A 16,650-nucleotide genomic window follows, 5' to 3' on the forward strand; every position below is an offset into this window, starting at 1 on the left:
CGCGGGGTGAGACAGCCGAAAGCCGGCCCCCCGGAAGATCGGGGAGCCGGCCTACGGGCGTACGGAGTCAGTTGTTCGGGTCGTCGGCGCTGATGTCGGCCAGCACGGACTGGGGTTCCCGCTCGACGGCCAGGTCACCCATGGACACCAGACCGATCAGCCGGTCGTCCTCGACCACCGGTAGCCGCCGGATGGCGTAGGTACGCATCAGGTCGGCGGCGGAGATCACGTTGTCGTACTGGCTGACCGTGATCACGTCCTTGGTGGTGAGCTGGTGCAGCCGGGTGGTGTTCGGGTCCAGGTTCTCGGCCACCGCCCGGATCGTGATGTCCCGGTCCGTGATGATGCCGATCACGTTGTCGCCATCGGTCACCACCACGTCGCCGATCGCAGCGTCACGCATCTCCTGGGCGGCCGCGACAAGGGTGTCGTTGCCGTCCATGGTCACCAACCGGGTGGTCATGAACTCTCCGACCGTTGTCATGGTGCCTCCCTCTCGGTGTAGGGGCGACCATGCGTCTACCCGAGGGCCCCGACCAGTAACGCACCTGGCCGGGGCCGGGGGAAGGCTAGAGTTCGGCGGCGACCAGCTCGGCGATCTGCACGGCGTTGAGGGCGGCACCCTTGCGCAGGTTGTCGTTGGAGCAGAACAGCGCCAAACCGTGCTCGACGGTCTCGTCGGCCCGGATCCGGCCCACGAAGGTCGGGTCCTGCCCGGCCGCCTGCAACGGGGTGGGTACCTCGCTGAGCGCCACACCGGGGGCACCGTCGAGCAGCTCGGCGGCGCGCTGCGGGCTGATCGGCCGGGCGAACCGGGCGTTGATCTGCAGCGAGTGCCCGGTGAAGACCGGCACCCGGACACAGGTGCCGGAGACCTTCAGGCCGGGGATCTCCAGGATCCGGCGGCTCTCGTTGCGCAGCTTCTGCTCCTCGTCGGTCTCCGCCGAACCGTCCTCGACGATCGAACCGGCGAGCGGCAGCACGTTGAAGGCGATCGGGCGGGCGAACGAACGCGGCGCGGGGAACTCCACTGCGGCACCGTCGTAGGTCAGGCCGGTAGCGCCCTCGGCCACCTTGCGGACCTGCTCGTCCAGCTCGGCGACGCCGGCCAGGCCGGCACCGGAGACCGCCTGGTAGGTGGAGACGACCAGGCTGACCAGCTCCGCCTCCTCGTGCAGCGGACGCAGCACCGGCATCGCGGCCATGGTGGTGCAGTTCGGGTTGGCGATGATGCCCTTGGGGCGTACGGCGATGGCGTGCGGGTTGACCTCGGCGACGACCAGCGGCACCTGCGGGTCCGTCCGGAAGGCCGAGGAGTTGTCGATGACGACCGCACCGGCCGCGGCGACCCGGGGGGCCAGCTCCGTGGCGGTGCCCTTACCGGCCGAGAAGAGGACGATGTCCAGCCCCGAGTAGTCCGAGGTGGCCGCGTCCTCGACGGCCACCTCCCCGCCCCGCCAGGGCAGGGTGCGCCCGACCGAGCGGGCCGAGGCGAAAAGCCGCACCTGCTCCGCCGGGAACTCCCGATCCGCCAACACCTGCCGCATGACGCCACCGACCTGGCCGGTGGCCCCCACAATGCCGATCCTCATGCCCGCGAGGCTACCCAGCCAGGCAGGGCGGCTGGGAACGCTTTCCCACCCATCGGCGACCGACATCACATCGGCTACGCCGACGCGTGGTCGATCACCTCCCCCAGCCCGGTGGCCACCAGTTCGTCCCGGATGAGGGCGGCGTCCCCCTCCACCACCAGGGTCAGCGCCTCCGGGTACAGGTGGGTGGCGGCGGCGGCCGAGACCTGCGCCACGTCGGCGTCGAGCAGGGCCTGACGCAGCCGGGCGTGGTAGTCGTCCGGCAGGTCGTGCACCGCCAGGGTGGTCAGGGCCCCGGCGATCGCCCGGGGGCTCTGCAACTCCACCGACAGCTGCCCGGCCCGCCAGGACCGGGCCACCGCCAGCTCGTCCTCGGTCACCCCACCGGCCTGGGTGCGGGCGATCTCCCCGACCGACTCCACCAGGGCGGGCGCGGTGACCGCGGTCTGCACCCCGGAGCTGACCGCGAACCGGCCGTAGCGGCGGGAGGAGGCGAAATCCCCCCGGATGCCGTACGTGTAGCCCCGTACCTCCCGGATCAGGTGATTCAGCCGGGAGGTGAAGGCGCCACCGAGCACCGTGCCGGCCAGCACGATCGGCACATGGTCCGGGTGCCCCCGGTGGGGCCCGGGGTGGCCCAGGCGCAGGGTCGACTGCACCGACCCCGGTCGGTCCACCAGGATGATCCGACGACCGGTACGCACCGGGACCTCGATCGGCCCACCCCGGTCCACCGGCCCACCCCCGGTGCCGGCGAAGGCGGTCGCGGCCAGGGCGTCCAGGTCGATCCGGTCCAGGTCACCGGCGACCACCAGGGTGCCGGGGCGGATGAACCACTCCGAGTGGAAGACGGTGACGTCCTCGACGTCCAGGGCGGCCACCGAGTCCGGGTCCCCGTACAAGGGCCGGCCCAACCGGTTGTCGATGCCGAACAGGTCGGCGCGCAGCACCGCGTCGGCGCGCGGGCCGGGGTTGGCCCAGTCCATCCGCAACGCCGTCGCCTCGTCGTCCCGGACCCGCCGCACATCGTCCGGGTCCAACCTCGGGGTACGCACCGCCTCGGCGAGCAGTTCCACGGCCGCGCCCAGCCGCTCCACCGGGACCTGCACACTGACCTGGAAGCTGTCCCAGTCCAGCCCGGTCACCAGTTCGGTGCCCAGGGCCTCGATGGCCAGGGCGTACGCGGTGGCGTCCCGCTGACTCGTACCCTCCTCCAGGGCCTTGGACAGCACCCCGCCCAGCCCTTCCTTGCCGACCGGCTCCCGGCCCGCTCCCGCGTCCAGCAGCAGCACCGCCACGGCCAGGTTCTGCCCGGGCAGATGCGCGGCGATCACCTGACCGCCGGCCACGGTCCGACGGACCACCTGCGGGAACCGGTACGGACGAGCCGCGCCCGGACCGGGACGTTCGGCGATCAGAGTCATGGCTTCTCCTCGGGGCGGTAGATCAGGGTGACCCGGTCGTCGGCGGTCAGCACCTCGGCGGCCACCTCGGCGATCTGCTCGGCGGTGACCGCCTGCCAGGCCGGCAGCCGCTCGGCTGCGGTGGCCGGGTCGCCGAACTGGGTGGCGTAGCGGCCCAGCACGTCCGCCCGACCATCCACAGTCGACATCTGCCGCCACCAGGAGGTGGTCAGCAACGCCTTGGCGCGCTCCAGCTCGGTGGGGGTCACCGGCACGGTGGCCAGTTCGTCGACCACCTGGGTCAGCCCCTCGGTCAGCCGCTCGCTGCCGATCCCGGGGCGGGCGGTGGCGGTGGCGATCAGGGGTGCCGGGGCGTGCGCCAGATCCACCCCGTACGCCCCGACCAGGTCCGGTTGGGCGATCCGTTCGCCGTCGGCCAGCCGCTGGTAGAGCCGGCTGCCCCGACCGCTGCCGAGGACGGTGGCCAGCACGGTCACCACGTCGTAGCCGGGGCTGCCGAAGGGGTGGGTCCGGTGTGCCACGTACACCCGGGGTGCCGGCACCTCGGTGACCACCTCCTCGACCGCCGGAACCCCGGTGGCCGGCACGGTGCGGCCGTCCGGGGCCGGGGGGATCTCCACCCGGGGCTCCAGGCCACCGAAGTACTTCTCGGCCAGCCGGACCACCTCGTCCACCGTGGTGTCACCGACCACGGTCAGCACCGCGTTGTTCGGTGCGTAGTAGGTCTGGTGGAAGGCCTGGAAGGTGGCCAGGTCGGCGGCGTTCAGGTCGGCCATCGAGCCGATGGTGGCGTGATGGTACGGATGCCCCGGCGGATAGAGCAGCGGCAGCAGCCGCAGCCAGGCGTCGCCGTAGGGCACGTTCTCGTAGCGTTGCCGGCGCTCGTTCTTGACCACTTCCCGCTGGTTGTCCAGCGTGTCCTGGGTCAAGGCCGGCACCAGACCGCCCATCCGGTCGGCCTCCAGCCAGAGCGCCAACTCCAGGTGCTCGGCCGGAACGGTCTCGAAGTAGTTCGTCCGATCCGGATTGGTGGTGGCGTTGAGCGAACCGCCCGCCCCCTGCACCAGCTTCATGTGCTCGGTCTTCGCGACATTTACCGAGCCCTCGAACATCAGGTGCTCGAACAGGTGGGCGAAACCGGTCTGTCCGGTCGGCTCGTGGCGGGAGCCGACGTCGTACCAGAGGTTGACCGCGACCGCGGGTGCGGTGCGGTCCTCGCTGACCACCACACGTAGGCCGTTGTCGAGTCGGGTCGTGGAGATGGGCCAGGGGTAACCGCTGTCGGGCATGGCTCCGACGCTATCCGATCTACGCCGACCGGTGCGGTCGGGACGCGGGCGTGCCGCGCCCCACCGCAGGTTCGGCTCAGTCGGGAGGCTCGATCGGGGTCACCGTCTGCTCCGAGGTACGCCGTTCCAGCACGGTGTCCGGGGCGGCTGCCGGGTTCTCCTCCCGGATGTCGGACTCGGTCAGGATCGCGTCGGCCTGGGCCTCGGGATCCTCGCTGCCGGCGGCCGCCTCCTCGGGCAGCAGGTGGGCTCGGGACTCGATTCGCTCCTGATCGCTCTTCGCGTCACTCATGACTGCTCCCATACCCCCCACCCCCGCTCCCCACTCGTGCCACGATCTCGTCCGGGCTAGGGCGTCCATCGGATACCTCCAGATTGCGGCGTTCGGTGTCGGCGAAGTTACCGAGGGCTCCATCGACGCAGGTAAACTTCGAGGAAAGGCTTTGCCGACCGGTGGGTGAGCGCTCACCCACCGTCGGGTAGGCTTGGCACCGTGACGCGGTCGTATCGATGGTTTAGGCAGCCGGCTCGTAAGCCGGTGACCTCACCATGATCTGACGTCACCGTTTTCGAGCCGGCCGGGCAGGAATGGATTTCCTGCCCTTTTGCCTACGAGCAGCCGGCTCGTCCCGGGTCCCGGCACCGGGTGCGGTCGGCGAAAGGATGCCCACCGTGACGACCCCGGAAAACCGTCGCGTCATCGATCAGCGGATCGACCATGTCGTACCGCTGACCACCCCGGCGCTGCTGCACCACGAACTCCCCCTGGACGAGGAGCTGACCACGGCCGTGGTCGCCGGCCGACGCGCCACCGCCCAGGTCCTCGACCGCGTCGACGACCGCCTGCTCGTGGTGGTCGGCCCCTGCTCGGTGCACGACCCCGCCGCCGCCCTGGAGTACGCCCACCGGCTGCGTACGGCGGCCGACCGCCTCTCCGAGGACCTGTTAGTGGTGATGCGGGTCTACTTCGAGAAGCCGCGCTCCACGGTCGGCTGGAAGGGCCTGATCAACGACCCCGGCCTGGACGGCTCCGGGGATGTCAACTCCGGCCTCCGGCTGGCCCGGGCCCTCCTGCTCGACGTGGTTCGCCTCGGCCTTCCGGTCGGCTGCGAGTTCCTCGACCCGATCACCCCGCAGTACATCGCCGACACGGTGGCCTGGGGGGCGATCGGCGCCCGCACGGTGGAGAGCCAGGTGCACCGGCAGCTGGCCTCCGGGCTGTCCATGCCGATCGGCATGAAGAACCGTCCCGACGGCAGCATCGCCACCGCGGTGGACGCGATCCGGGCGGCCGGGGTGCCCCACGTCTTCCCCGGCATCGACGTCTCCGGCACCCCGGCGATCATGCACACCCGGGGCAACGCGGACGGTCACCTGGTGCTGCGCGGCGGCGGCGGGCGACCCAACTACGACGCCGCCTCGGTGGCCGGGGCCCTGGACCTGCTGCGCGCCGCCGGCCTGCCCGAGCGGCTGGTGGTGGACGCCAGCCACGCCAACAGCGGCAAGGACCACCGCAACCAGCCGGCCGTGGTCGCCGACGTGGCCGGGCAGATCGCCGCCGGTCAGCGGGGCATCGTCGGAATCATGCTGGAGAGCTTCCTGGTCCCCGGCCGCCAGGACCTCGACCCCACTCGGGAACTGACCTACGGCCAGTCGATCACGGACGCCTGCATCGGCTGGGACACCACCGACGAGGTGCTCGCCGAACTCGCCGCCGCGGTACGCGCCCGCCGGGCCACCCGCCCCAGCGCGGACCCGCACGTCCTGACCACCCCCGCCTGACGACGACACCCCCGCACGCCCCTCCCCGCTTCTGGCCGACCGAGCCGGGGCGGGGGCGGTGTGCCCGGGCGGGACGGGACGGGTGTTTGGGGGCAGGGGGCGCGGGTAGCTCACCGAGGTGACCGACGACGTACCCGTGACCGGGGCACCCACCGCGCCGACGACGCAGGCCCGCCTGCCGGAGGCCGTACTGGCCGACGTGCCGGTGGTCGACACCGCCGCGATCGACCCGCCCACCACCGACCTGCCGGGCTCCCTGGCCGCGGTGCCGGACGAGATCGAGGTCGAGGCGGTGGACACCCGCCCCCTGGAGGAGTTGCTCGACGAGCTCTACCACGGTCAGGAGCGGATCAGCCAGGTGGACATCTACCGCCGCGCGCTCGCGGCGGAGCTGCCCGCACAGCTGCTGGCCCGGCTGAACGCGCTACCCCAGGGCGAGTACGCGGTCGACGAGGTGACCGACCTGCTGGGCGGCTCGGCGGGCTGACCCCCGCACCGGCCGACCCCCTCAGCCGACCCAGTGGCGACCAGGAGAGGACCGTGATGTCGCAGCCCGCCGAGGACCAACACGACGACGAGATGCCCGCCCTGGCCCAACCCCCGGAGGGCAGGGACACCCTGCCCGAGGTGGATTTCGCCAACGAACATGAGACCACCGCGGTCGACGACGACATCCTGACCGGCGCCGACGAGGACGAGCGGGAACCGGAGTCCCCCCGCGGCTGGTCGGGAATGCAGCGCTGACCGGCCTTCGCACCCAGACACCGCCGGCCCGGACGGATCACCGGGCCGGCGGCTGTTCTTCGCGGTACGGCTCATTCCTGCTCGGCGTGGTGCCGCCCTTCCGCGCCCTGCTGGGCCATCGCGTACCCCATCTGGAGGAAGTCGGAGGCGGCCACCGCGGTCAGGGCGGTGGCGACCAGCCGGGTCAGTCGGGGGGCCAGCACCAGACCCCCGGTGAACCCGGTGGCCACCCAGACGGCCAGGCAGAAGGGGCAGCTGAGCAGTTCGCCGATCGCGTGCCGGGTGGAGCTGCCGGAGTCGCGTACCTGCTCCATCACCTCCCCGCTGCCGATCGGATGGTCGTAGCGGGTGAAGGGGGCCCGCAGGGGACTGGTCACGGCGTCCTTGGACAGCAACCGGCTGAGTTTGTGGGTGGCGATCGACAGGAGCACCACATCGGAGGTGGCCGGCCGCTCCGGCACGGTCCGTCCGGTCGCCCTGACCAGGGCGGCGATCGCTCCCGCCGCCCCGGCGTAGGTGCCCATGGCAGCCAGGTACCCGCCCAACGGGCGATGCTCGTGCGGGGCGTACGCCTGGCGCAGCCTGTTCACCTTCTGTTTCAGCAAGCTCACCCGGACTCCTTCTGATCAGGCTCTAGCTGTTTCATTCGGCCGGTCAGCCGGCCTGGAGGTTGTCGGCCACCTCTCGGGCCAGGTTCGCCAGCGCTTCGTCGGCCAGCCGGTCGGGTTGGCCCGCACCGGACAGGTCCAGCCCGGCCCGGGTGCCGCCGGTGTCCTGCGGGGTCACCTTCAGCTCCGCCGTCCAGTCCGTGTCGCGCGAACGCCAGCGGGCCCGCAGCCCGTCCGAGTCCCCCTCGCGTACGGCGGATCGCAGCGGCTCGGGCAGCCAGGCGGCACTCCGGTCCGGGTCGGTAGCGGTGTTGAAGACCACCTCTGGCGGTGCGGAGATCCCCCGCTCGGCGTAGACCATCAGACCTCCCGGAGCCGGGTCGGGTCGACCTCCCGACCGGGGTGCCGGGCCAGGTACTCGGTCTCCAGTTCCGCGGTACGCCGCAGGTGGGTGGCGAGCGCCGAGTCGGTGGCGTGCCGCAGGGTGTCCAACCGGGTCCGGTGCAGGCTCTCCATCTCGCGGATGAGGTCCTCCTCGGTCAACTCCTCCGGGTCGACACCGAGTGGTTCGATGCCGGAGTTGGCCGCGGCCACCCGGCCGTCACCCCACAGCGGCATCCGCTGCTCGGGGCTCACCTCGGTGCCGCCGGGGGGAAATCCGTCCGCTGATCGGGATGCTGTCATCTCGCGCCCCCTCGTCCGTAGTGGGCTGGCGTCTGTACGGTTGCCCACCCCCCGGTCGACCAAACCACCGCCACCACTACGACACGGTGTCGGAGAAGAACGAGGTCCCGGTACCCTCGGTGCCATGAAGCGGCTCTGGACCCCGGCGTGGATCGCCCGCCACGCGGCCATGGTCGTACTGGTGACGGCCTTCCTGGCGCTGGGCTGGTGGCAGGTCAGTCGGGCCGCCGCCGGCAACGCCATCAGCTGGGGCTACGCGATCGAGTGGCCGATCTTCGCGGGGTTCGTGGTCTTCGTCTGGTGGCGTGAGGTCCGCCACGCGCTGCGCGACACCCCGGCGTCGTCGGCGACCGGCGACTCCGCGGTCGTCGAGGCGGCCGAGGCCGTTGCGGCGGGCCGGTCCGCCGGGCCGACCGGGGTACGACCACAGCCGGGCATCGGTCGGCCGGTACGGGTCACCCGCACGGTCGACACCCCCGGCGAGGACGACCCTGAGCTGGCCGCATACAACCGCTACCTGTCATGGTTGAACGCCAATCCGGGCGCCAAGCCCGGCGACTATCCCGGCTGAGCCGGCCCGGAAGGACACCAGAAGTGCGCGCTGCCCTCACCCGTTACCGCGTGATCGCCTGGATCGTCGGTGTGGTGCTGATCCTGTTGGTCGTCATCGGCATGCCGTTGAAGTACGGCTTCGACGAGCCGATCGTGGTGGAGACGGTCGGTCAGGCGCACGGCTTCCTCTACATGCTCTACCTGGTAGCCACCTTCGACCTGTCCCGGCGGGTCAACTGGCCGCTCAAGCGGATGGTCCTGGTGATGCTGGCCGGGACCGTGCCCTTCCTCTCCTTCTGGGCCGAGCGCAAGGTGGGCGCCATGGTCCTCGCCGAGCAGCCGGAGCCGGCCCCGCAGCCGGTCGCCGGCTGACCCCCGGCGACTCAGCGCTGGGGCCGCCACAGGTCGGCGTTGGCCAGGGGGTCCTCCCAGCCGCCGTGGCGGTGGATCTCCCGGGCCCGCCGCAGTGCCCGGCTGACCTGGCCGAACTGGTGCTCGTCGTCGCTGGCGAACAGCAGCTCCGTGGCACCTGCCCGCTGCCCCCACAGCTCGTACGCCGGGGGTCGCCACCGGTCGCCGGCCGCCGCGACCAGCACCGGCACCAGGAACACCGCACCGAGCAGCAGGTACGCCCCGGCGGTCAGCCGTTGCAGTCCGCCGGTGAAGCCCAGGGCCAGCCCGATGCCGACGATCACCGCGGCGGAGACCAGGGCGGCCCGGGTGGCCATCCGGTCGTGGGGCCCCCGGGTGGTGTGCAGGTGGGTCAGTTCCGCGACCTGCCAAGTGGTGGTGCCGACCGTGAACCGGTCGGCCGTGACGATGATCCCGGGTCGGGCGTAGAGCAGGGTGGGTTGTCCACCTGCGGTACCCCCCGGTGACCAGGGTGGTCGTGTCCTAGCACCCTCACGCTCCACGGCCCCTCCTCCACTGCTGGTGTCGAGGCGACCGGCGGCCGGCTCCTCGAGGCAGATGTGCGGGAATCCCGGCTGTGCGCTTATTGTGTGCCCGTCTCGCCACCCTGGCCTGGCCGTTTGCGGTGCTCAGCGGCGGGGTGGCGGGCCAGGGCGCCGGAAACACCATGCCGATTCCGGCTTGTCGGATATGGCGCCCCAGGACCCGGGCGTCATGTGCCGCAACGGACCATTCTCACTTTCACTCCATGTCGGCTCATTACCGACGAAAGCAAACCTGATTCCGTCTCACCATCACCATTGGTCCCGGCTTTCACTGCCGCCGACTCCCGTCCCGTACTACCTTGGGCGAGTCGGCCCGGTCGGCCGCCGTCCGCCCCGGACGGCACCGGGCTGGTGCCGCCGCGGAGCGTCAGCAGGCCCGCGTCGGCGACGGGAGAGGAGCATCAAGCTCTTGTCGCCCCTGTTACACACGCTGCGGGCCCTGACCGTCACCGCGTTCGCTCTGGTGCTGATCGCACCGGCCACGGTGGCTCGGGCCGAACCCTCCCCCGCCGAGTTGACCCGGCGGATCGACAAGGCCTCCACCGAGTTGGAGAACGTGGTGGAGGCGCACAACGAGCTGCGCGAGAAGATCAAGAAGAACCAGGCCGCCGTACGCCGACTCCAGCAGCGGATCGGTCCGCTGGAGCAGCAGGCCGAGCAGAGTCGCGCGGATGTCACCGAGTTGGCCACCACGGCATACAAGACCGGCAACCTCGGCGCGGTGGACGCCCTGCTGCACGGCGGGGACTCGGCGTCCGTGCTGGACCGGCTGGGCACCCTGGATCACCTGACCCGGCAACGCCAGGCCACCATCGCCGGTTACACCGCGGACCAGCAGCGGCTGCTCGACGAGAAGACCCGGCTGGATGTGACCCTCACTCAGCAGGCCGCGCGGTCGCGGGAGCTGACCAGCGCCAAGCGCCGGATCGAGCGGGACCTGGCCAAGTTGTACGAGCTACGCCGGCAGGCGTACGGCCGGGCCACCGAACGTGCCACCAACCGGCCGGACAGCGCCAAGGACGCCCCCAGCATCTCCGGCCAGGCCGGTGTAGCCGTCCGGTACGCCTACGGCGCCCTGGGCAAGCCGTACGCGTGGGGCCAGGACGGGCCGAACGGCTACGACTGTTCCGGGTTGACCTCCGCCGCCTGGCGGGCCGCCGGCAAGTCGTTGCCGCACAACACCCGGATGCAGTGGGGGGTGGTCGCCCACATCAGCCGCAGCGAGCTGCGCCCGGGCGACCTGGTCTTCTACCGCAGCCTGGGGCATGTGGCGATCTATGTGGGCGGCGGACAGGTCATCCACGCACCCACCTTCGGGCGGAATGTGGAGAAGCGGGCCGTCGACCTGATGGCACCCTACGGTTACGGCCGGGTGCGCTGAGTCCGCGCGCCCCGGTCAGACCTGGTCCGGCCGGTGCTCATGACGAAGGGCCGGCGTCCCCCTACCGGACGCCGGCCCTTCGCTAGTCATTCCTACCAGGTCAGGCCGCTTGCAGCCCCTCCGCGCGAGCCAGCTCACGTAGCCGCCCGAGCGCCTGGATCTCCAGCTGGCGGATCCGCTCGCGGGACAGCGAGAACCGCGAGGCCACCTCGGTCAGCGAGTGCTCCCGGCCGTCCTCCAGCCCGTACCGCGCCCGCATGATGCCGGCGGACCGGTCGTCCAGGTGGTTGAGCAGGCCCTCGATGCGCTGCCGCTCCAGGCCGGTGAGCACGATCTCCTCCGGCGAGGGGGCGTCGCTGTCGGCTACCAGGTCACCCAGGTTGGTGTCACCGTCGTCACCGACCGGGGTGTCCAGCGACACGGTGTCCTGCGACCAGCGGACCAACTCGTTGACCCGCTCGACGGTCACCCCCAGGGCTGCCGCGATCTGCTCCGGCTCGGGGTCACCACCCAGCTCACGGGTGAGCTGCCGGGCCACGTTGCGCATCCGGTTGACGTCCTCCACCAGGTGCACCGGCAGCCGCACGGTGCGTTCCTGCTGGGCGATCGCCCGGCTGATCGCCTGGCGGATCCACCAGGTCGCGTAGGTGGAGAACTTGTAGCCACGTTCGTAGTCGAACTTCTCGACCGCTCGGACCAGGCCGGTGTTGCCCTCCTGGATCAGGTCCAGCATCGGCATCCCGGAGCGGACGTAACGCCGGGCGATCGACACGACCAGACGGAGGTTGGCGCGGATGAACAGGTCCTTGGCCCGCTCGCCCTCGGCGACCAGTCGGCTCAGTTCCTCCCGGGTGGCACCGTCGGGCACGCGGTCCTCGCCGAGCAGGTGCTCGGCGTACAGGCCCGCCTCGATGGCCTTGGAAAGGTCGACCTCCATGGCGGCGTCCAGCAAAGGCGTCCGGGAGATCTCGTGCAGGTAGACTCCAACCAGGTCGCGCTCCTCGGCAACCTCGTCGGTTCGCATCCCGATGTTCTTGTCCACGTTGCCCACGGTCCCCTCTATCGCGCCGGTTGCCCGGTTCCTTGCCATCCCCACGCTCATCAGCCCCTCCCCCGTAACCTCCGCTGTGCCCATCGGTGCTGACATCTACACAACAGATGAGACGTATCGGGGATTCCATGTCGTGGGTCGAAAGTGTCACGAATGCCTGATAATCAGCTGAGAGCACGGTCCACGTTTGCTGTCAGCACCCTGTCGAATGATCTGGTAGACAGGGACCTCGGTGAGGTCGACGGATCGACGAATCGCTGACCGTACCCGCCCATGGCAACACTGCCCGGCCGACCGATACAGCGACCCGGGTCACCCCCGTGCTGCGATGCTGGTCACTGCCAGACACGCGTACGCGGAACGGTTGGTTCATCCACGCCGGTGGTAATACCCCACGCCCTGATGAACAATCCGTGCCCCCGTTCTATGCCCGGGTTTGCCCCCGCCGTGGGCTCGCGTCCCCCACCACCGACCGACCCGCGGGACGGGCGACGGCAGTAGCGTGTGGCCCATGGCCGTACGCAGCGTGTTGATCACCGGAGGCACCGGCGGGCTGGGCACCGCGGTGACCGCGACCTTCGTCGAGGCGGGCTGGCGGGTGGTGGCGCCACAACGGCACCAGCCGACCCCGAGCCCCGATCCGGGCCGCAACGCTCCGGTACGGCTGGTCGCCGATCTGACCGAGGCGGACGACGTGGCCAGGGTCACCGAGGTGGCCGCCGGGGATCCCCAGGCGCCGCTGCGGGCCGTGGTCAACCTGGTCGGCGGTTACGCCAGCGCCGGTCTGGTGCACGAGACCCCGATCGAGGAGTTCGAGCGGATGCTGACCCTCAATCTGCGCCCCACCCACCTGGTCACCCGGGCCGCCCTGCCGCGTCTGATCGAGGCCGGCGGGGGCGCGGTGGTCTGTGTGGCCTCCCGGGCGGCGGTGGCCCCCTTCCCGGGGGTCGCCGGCTATGTCACCGCCAAGGCCGCGGTGCTCGCCTTCGCCTCGGCTGTCGCGGTGGAGTACAAGTCGGCCGGGGTGCGCTGCAACACCGTGCTGCCGAGCATCATCGACACCCCGACCAACCGGGCGGACATGCCGCAGGCCGATCATTCCCGGTGGGTGGCACCGACCGAGATCGCCTCGGTGATCCGTTTCCTGGCCTCCGAGGAGTCCGCCCCGACCAGCGGCGCCGCCGTACCGGTCTACGGTCGGGCCTGAGCCGGCGCCACCGGGGCGACGGGGGCGACGGGGTTCGCTACCCGTATCCCGCACCAGGCCTGGTCCTGCGCCGCCCACCACCCGGTCAGGTAGGCCTGGATCGCCTGGGCCACCTCCTCCGCCGGCCGGTTCGCGTCCACGACGACGAAGGTCGGATATTCCGGCAGGGTGCGGTAGGCGTGGTCGGCTGCGGTCAGGTAGGTCAGGCTCTCCTGGTCGGTGCCGCGCCGCTCGATCCGCCGGTACGCCTCCGCCGGGTGCACCGCCATCAGGAAGGTCACCTGCGGTTGCGGGAAGATCCGGTACGCCGCCCGGACGAGCCGCTCCCAGCGCTGCCCACCGTGGGCCCGGAGGCTGGCGTACTGGCAGACGGCGTAGCGGTCCATCACCGCCGTCCGACCGGTGAACCAGCCGGCCAGCAACGCCGCCGCGATGGCCAACCAGCGCAGTACGGACTCCACCAGCAGCATGCCGTCCCGCCCGACCAGCCGGTGGGCCTCCCCCCTACCCAGTCGGTGGGCCGCCCGCCCCAACCAGCGTCGGCCGCCCGCATTGCGGTGGTAGGTGGCGTGATGTCCGGCCGCGCTGAGGGCGTCGGCCAGCAACTGTGCCTGGGTGGTCTTGCCGGAGCCGTCGATGCCGACCAGCGCCACGGCGCGGAGTCGGCTCGTCCGACCGCGCTCGGATGAGGGGGCCGACCATGCCGGCAGAGGAGCTTTCGTCGCACTGACCACCCTCGACAGATTATCCGACCCCCGCAGCACCCCTGCGCGTTACCTACTGGTTAGGGGTGGTTCGGGGTGTTCCAACAGCGTGACAGGTGTGGGTTGGCGGAATGCCGGGTACGGATGGGAACCCCCGAGGTGCCCCGAACGAGTCGACAGGAGAGTCGAGATGGCCGAGCGCGACGACGAAACTCTTCTCCACACCCTGAAGAAGGTCGCCGCCGTGCTCAAGCAGGCCGACATTCCGTTCGCCCTGGGCGGCAGCTTCGCCGTCTACGCCCACGGCGGGCACTCCAGCGAGCACGACGTCGACTTCCTGATCCGCCAGACCGATGTCGATACCGCCCTGGAGGCCCTGGTGGCCGCCGGTTTCACCGCCGAGCGGCCGCCGGAGGACTGGCTGGTCAAGGTCTACGACGGCGGCCGGATGGTGGACCTGATCCATCGACCGATCGAGACCCCGGTGACCGAGGAGACCTTCACGGACACGGTGGTGCGGCCGGTCGACGCCATCCACATGCCGGTGTTGTCGGCCACCCAGTTGATGGTGCACAAGCTGCTCAGCTTCTCCCAGCACTACTGCGACTTCGCCCGGGGTCTGCCGTTGGCCCGGTCGCTGCGGGAGCAGATCGACTGGGAGCGGGTACACAAGGACACGCAGCACTCGCCGTACGCGGAGTCGTTCCTGGTGCTGCTGGACAGGCTGGAAGTCGTGCCGTTCGTCGGCACGACCGACGGGAGGGGAACACCGTGACCGTGTACCGCGACCCCGGCGCCGGGCCACCGGACGAGTACGTCGAGGCGGAGATCCAACGACTGCTCTCCGAGGACCCGGCCGTGGCCGAACAGGGCATCACCGTGGTCCGCACGGAACGCGGCCTCATGCTGTACGGCGAGGTGGAGAGCGCGTACCGGCGGGAGGAGATCCTGCGCGCGGTGGCCGAGCGCTTCCCGGAGGTGTCGATCAACAGCGACATCGGGGTGACCCGCACGCAGGCGCCCACGGAGATCGAGCAACTCTGAGGGAGGTTCGATGGTTATCCGGATCGCCGCCGTGGGGGACGTGCATCTGGACGAGGACGTGGTCGGTCGGTTCCGGCCGGCACTGGAGGAGTTGCCCGACCGTGCCGACGTACTGCTGCTCGCCGGTGACCTGACCCGGCACGGCACCGAGGCCGAGGCCCGTTGCGTGGCCCGGGAGTTCGGTGGCCTGGGGGTACCGGTGATCGCCGTCCTCGGCAACCACGACCACCAGTGCGACCAGGTACCGCAGGTGGTCGGGGTCCTGGAGGAGGCGGGGATCGCCGTGCTGGAGGGCACCGGGGTGGTGCTCGACTGCGCGGGTGGGCGGCTGGGGGTGGCCGGGGTCAAGGGCTTCGGCGGCGGATTCGCCGGCCGGTGCGCCAGTGACTTCGGTGAGCCGGAGATGAAGGCCTTCGTACGCACCACGACCGAGAGCGCCGAACGGCTGTCGGCGGCCCTGCGGTCGCTGGACTGCGACATGCTGGTGGCCCTGACCCACTACTCGCCGGTGCCGGACACCCTGGCCGGTGAGCCCTTGGAGATCTATCCCTTCCTCGGCTGCTACCAGCTGGGTCAGGCGATCGACGACGCCCCGACCAACCTGGCCGTGCACGGGCACGCCCACCACGGCTCGGAGCGGGGGGTCACCCCGGGCGGGGTACGGGTCCGCAATGTGGCCCACCCGGTGATCAAGCAGGCGTACAGCATCTTCTATCTGGGCGATGGTCTCGATCAGGCCGACGTTTCCCCAGTCGGAACATCGGGTACTGCGCAACCATGGAGCTGATTCTCTGGATTCTCGCAGTCGTACTGGTGGTTGCCGGCATCCTCGCGCTGTTCCGGCGGCAGATTCTCTGGGGCATCGTCCTCATCGTGGTCGGTCTTCTCGTCGGCCCGGGCGGTGTCAGCATCTTCAATTGACGTGGCGACGACGACGTCGCCCACACCGGACCCGCCGGGGTCGTCATGACCGGAACTCCGTCCTCCCGACTGGAGTCACCGGGCATGGCGACCCCGGCGTGCTGTCCACCCTCCCTGCGGTGTCCGACATGCGACCCTGAGGTTTGCCAACCCTCCGGGGCGGAGAAGCAGCCCTCATGCGGATGACTACGGCACAGACCGAACGGCCCACCGGCGGTGCGCGACAGTGGTGGGCGCTGGCCGGCTTCGGGCTGGCCGTGTTCGCCGCAGCGGCCCTGGGCAGCCTGGCCGTCACCGGCACCACGGCCGAGTACGCCAGCCTGGACCAACCCGGCTGGGCACCACCCTCCTGGCTGTTCGGGCCGGTGTGGACCGTGCTCTACGTGATGATCGCGGTGTCCGGCTGGCTGGTCTGGCGTCGGGTGGGTCTCGGCCCCGCCCTGATCGCCTGGGTGGTGCAGCTGCTGCTGAACGCCGCCTGGACCCCGCTGTTCTTCGGCGCCGGCCAGTACGGCCTGGCCTTCGCCGAGATCCTGGTGATGTGGGTGGCGATCGGGGTCACCGTGCTGTTGTTCCGGCGGGTCAGCGGGCTGGCGGCGGCCCTGCTGCTGCCCTACTGGGCCTGGGTGACCTTCGCCGCCGCCCTGAACTACTCGATCTGGCAGCTCAACGGGTGACCTCCCGCCTGGGCGCGGCGGGTAGCCGCACCGC

23 protein-coding genes are annotated in these 16,650 nt (G+C 70.8%); 12 read left to right on the forward strand and 11 right to left on the reverse strand.

The window, feature by feature from the left end; translation table 11 throughout:
- Window positions 1-67 precede the first annotated feature (67 nt).
- From ABZ795_RS09045 to ABZ795_RS09065, 5 genes are all read right to left on the reverse strand, one after another.
- Window positions 68-484 carry a CBS domain-containing protein gene (locus ABZ795_RS09045; RefSeq protein WP_327024411.1) on the reverse strand — a complete coding sequence of 139 codons (417 nt, stop codon included), beginning with the start codon at window positions 482-484 and terminating at the stop codon, window positions 68-70.
- 85 nt (window positions 485-569) lie between these two features.
- Window positions 570-1,592 (reverse strand): aspartate-semialdehyde dehydrogenase, encoded by a 1,023-nt coding sequence (locus tag ABZ795_RS09050; RefSeq protein WP_327024409.1) that lies wholly within the window; start codon window positions 1,590-1,592, stop codon window positions 570-572.
- 74 nt (window positions 1,593-1,666) lie between these two features.
- A complete protein-coding gene (locus ABZ795_RS09055) occupies window positions 1,667-3,016 on the reverse strand; it encodes a pitrilysin family protein (protein WP_357529898.1) in 1,350 nt (449 codons plus the stop codon).
- A complete protein-coding gene (locus ABZ795_RS09060; protein WP_357529899.1) occupies window positions 3,013-4,305 on the reverse strand; it encodes a pitrilysin family protein in 1,293 nt (430 codons plus the stop codon). The genes ABZ795_RS09055 and ABZ795_RS09060 overlap by 4 nt, the downstream gene beginning before the upstream one ends.
- Window positions 4,306-4,381: 76 nt before the next feature.
- Complete coding sequence (locus ABZ795_RS09065; protein WP_357529900.1) at window positions 4,382-4,597, reverse strand: hypothetical protein; 216 nt, start codon at window positions 4,595-4,597, stop codon at window positions 4,382-4,384.
- Between the two features lie 371 nt (window positions 4,598-4,968).
- On the opposite strand from ABZ795_RS09065, the gene ABZ795_RS09070 reads away from it, so the two are divergent.
- The 3 genes from ABZ795_RS09070 to ABZ795_RS09080 all read left to right on the forward strand — a co-directional run bounded on the left by ABZ795_RS09070 (window position 4,969) and on the right by ABZ795_RS09080 (window position 6,831).
- The gene (locus ABZ795_RS09070; protein WP_357529901.1) at window positions 4,969-6,087 is read left to right on the forward strand and encodes a 3-deoxy-7-phosphoheptulonate synthase; all 1,119 of its coding nucleotides are present in this window, start codon (window positions 4,969-4,971) and stop codon (window positions 6,085-6,087) included.
- Window positions 6,088-6,331: 244 nt separating this feature from the next.
- Entirely contained in the window at window positions 6,332-6,574 is a 243-nt protein-coding gene (locus ABZ795_RS09075; protein WP_357530016.1) for a hypothetical protein, read from the forward strand.
- Window positions 6,575-6,630: 56 nt separating this feature from the next.
- Window positions 6,631-6,831 (forward strand): hypothetical protein, encoded by a 201-nt coding sequence (locus tag ABZ795_RS09080; RefSeq protein WP_357530017.1) that lies wholly within the window; start codon window positions 6,631-6,633, stop codon window positions 6,829-6,831.
- A 71-nt stretch (window positions 6,832-6,902) separates the two neighbouring features.
- Here ABZ795_RS09080 and ABZ795_RS09085 read toward each other — a convergent pair whose 3' ends face one another.
- From ABZ795_RS09085 to ABZ795_RS09095, 3 genes are read right to left on the reverse strand one after another with little or no spacing between them, the layout of a single operon-like run.
- Window positions 6,903-7,442, reverse strand: coding sequence for a DUF1360 domain-containing protein (locus ABZ795_RS09085; RefSeq protein ID WP_327024403.1), 540 nt, complete (start codon window positions 7,440-7,442; stop codon window positions 6,903-6,905).
- 43 nt (window positions 7,443-7,485) lie between these two features.
- The gene (locus ABZ795_RS09090; protein WP_357529902.1) at window positions 7,486-7,800 is read right to left on the reverse strand and encodes an SRPBCC family protein; all 315 of its coding nucleotides are present in this window, start codon (window positions 7,798-7,800) and stop codon (window positions 7,486-7,488) included.
- Window positions 7,800-8,057 carry a DUF6158 family protein gene (locus ABZ795_RS09095; RefSeq protein ID WP_327027456.1) on the reverse strand — a complete coding sequence of 86 codons (258 nt, stop codon included), beginning with the start codon at window positions 8,055-8,057 and terminating at the stop codon, window positions 7,800-7,802. The genes ABZ795_RS09090 and ABZ795_RS09095 overlap by 1 nt, the downstream gene beginning before the upstream one ends.
- A 190-nt stretch (window positions 8,058-8,247) precedes the next feature.
- Between ABZ795_RS09095 and ABZ795_RS09100 the strand changes: the two genes are divergently transcribed.
- Window positions 8,248-8,694, forward strand: coding sequence for a hypothetical protein (locus ABZ795_RS09100; protein ID WP_327024401.1), 447 nt, complete (start codon window positions 8,248-8,250; stop codon window positions 8,692-8,694).
- Window positions 8,695-8,717: 23 nt separating this feature from the next.
- A complete protein-coding gene (locus ABZ795_RS09105) occupies window positions 8,718-9,047 on the forward strand; it encodes a DUF3817 domain-containing protein (RefSeq protein WP_327024400.1) in 330 nt (109 codons plus the stop codon).
- A gap of 11 nt (window positions 9,048-9,058) precedes the next feature.
- Here the strand turns inward: ABZ795_RS09105 and ABZ795_RS09110 are convergent, their stop codons facing one another.
- Entirely contained in the window at window positions 9,059-9,589 is a 531-nt protein-coding gene (locus ABZ795_RS09110) for a DUF6232 family protein (RefSeq protein ID WP_327024399.1), read from the reverse strand.
- 451 nt (window positions 9,590-10,040) lie between these two features.
- On the opposite strand from ABZ795_RS09110, the gene ABZ795_RS09115 reads away from it, so the two are divergent.
- Entirely contained in the window at window positions 10,041-11,012 is a 972-nt protein-coding gene (locus ABZ795_RS09115) for an NlpC/P60 family protein (protein WP_357529903.1), read from the forward strand.
- 100 nt (window positions 11,013-11,112) lie between these two features.
- On the opposite strand, the gene ABZ795_RS09120 is transcribed toward ABZ795_RS09115, so the two are convergent.
- A complete protein-coding gene (locus ABZ795_RS09120; RefSeq protein WP_357530018.1) occupies window positions 11,113-12,102 on the reverse strand; it encodes a sigma-70 family RNA polymerase sigma factor in 990 nt (329 codons plus the stop codon).
- Window positions 12,103-12,574: 472 nt separating this feature from the next.
- On the opposite strand from ABZ795_RS09120, the gene ABZ795_RS09125 reads away from it, so the two are divergent.
- Complete coding sequence (locus ABZ795_RS09125) at window positions 12,575-13,270, forward strand: SDR family NAD(P)-dependent oxidoreductase (RefSeq protein ID WP_357529904.1); 696 nt, start codon at window positions 12,575-12,577, stop codon at window positions 13,268-13,270.
- Here ABZ795_RS09125 and ABZ795_RS09130 read toward each other — a convergent pair.
- Window positions 13,255-13,923, reverse strand: a complete 669-nt coding sequence (locus ABZ795_RS09130) for a thymidylate kinase (protein WP_327024395.1) — start codon at window positions 13,921-13,923, stop codon at window positions 13,255-13,257. The genes ABZ795_RS09125 and ABZ795_RS09130 overlap by 16 nt on opposite strands.
- Here ABZ795_RS09130 and ABZ795_RS09135 point away from each other — a divergent pair.
- From ABZ795_RS09135 to ABZ795_RS09155, 5 genes are all read left to right on the forward strand, one after another.
- Window positions 13,907-14,749, forward strand: coding sequence for a nucleotidyltransferase family protein (locus ABZ795_RS09135; protein WP_327024394.1), 843 nt, complete (start codon window positions 13,907-13,909; stop codon window positions 14,747-14,749). The two genes, ABZ795_RS09130 and ABZ795_RS09135, sit on opposite strands and share 17 nt — an antisense overlap.
- Complete coding sequence (locus ABZ795_RS09140; protein ID WP_327024393.1) at window positions 14,746-15,018, forward strand: hypothetical protein; 273 nt, start codon at window positions 14,746-14,748, stop codon at window positions 15,016-15,018. Before ABZ795_RS09135 ends, ABZ795_RS09140 begins: the two co-directional genes overlap by 4 nt.
- Window positions 15,019-15,028: 10 nt before the next feature.
- Window positions 15,029-15,805 (forward strand): metallophosphoesterase, encoded by a 777-nt coding sequence (locus ABZ795_RS09145; RefSeq protein WP_357529905.1) that lies wholly within the window; start codon window positions 15,029-15,031, stop codon window positions 15,803-15,805.
- Window positions 15,796-15,939, forward strand: a complete 144-nt coding sequence (locus ABZ795_RS09150; protein ID WP_007464364.1) for a GPGG-motif small membrane protein — start codon at window positions 15,796-15,798, stop codon at window positions 15,937-15,939. Before ABZ795_RS09145 ends, ABZ795_RS09150 begins: the two co-directional genes overlap by 10 nt.
- A 176-nt stretch (window positions 15,940-16,115) precedes the next feature.
- Window positions 16,116-16,616, forward strand: a complete 501-nt coding sequence (locus tag ABZ795_RS09155; protein WP_327024390.1) for a TspO/MBR family protein — start codon at window positions 16,116-16,118, stop codon at window positions 16,614-16,616.
- Window positions 16,617-16,650: the final 34 nt, after the last annotated feature.

The organism is Micromonospora sp. NPDC047134 (assembly GCF_040643455.1).
Lineage (GTDB): Bacteria > Actinomycetota > Actinomycetes > Mycobacteriales > Micromonosporaceae > Micromonospora.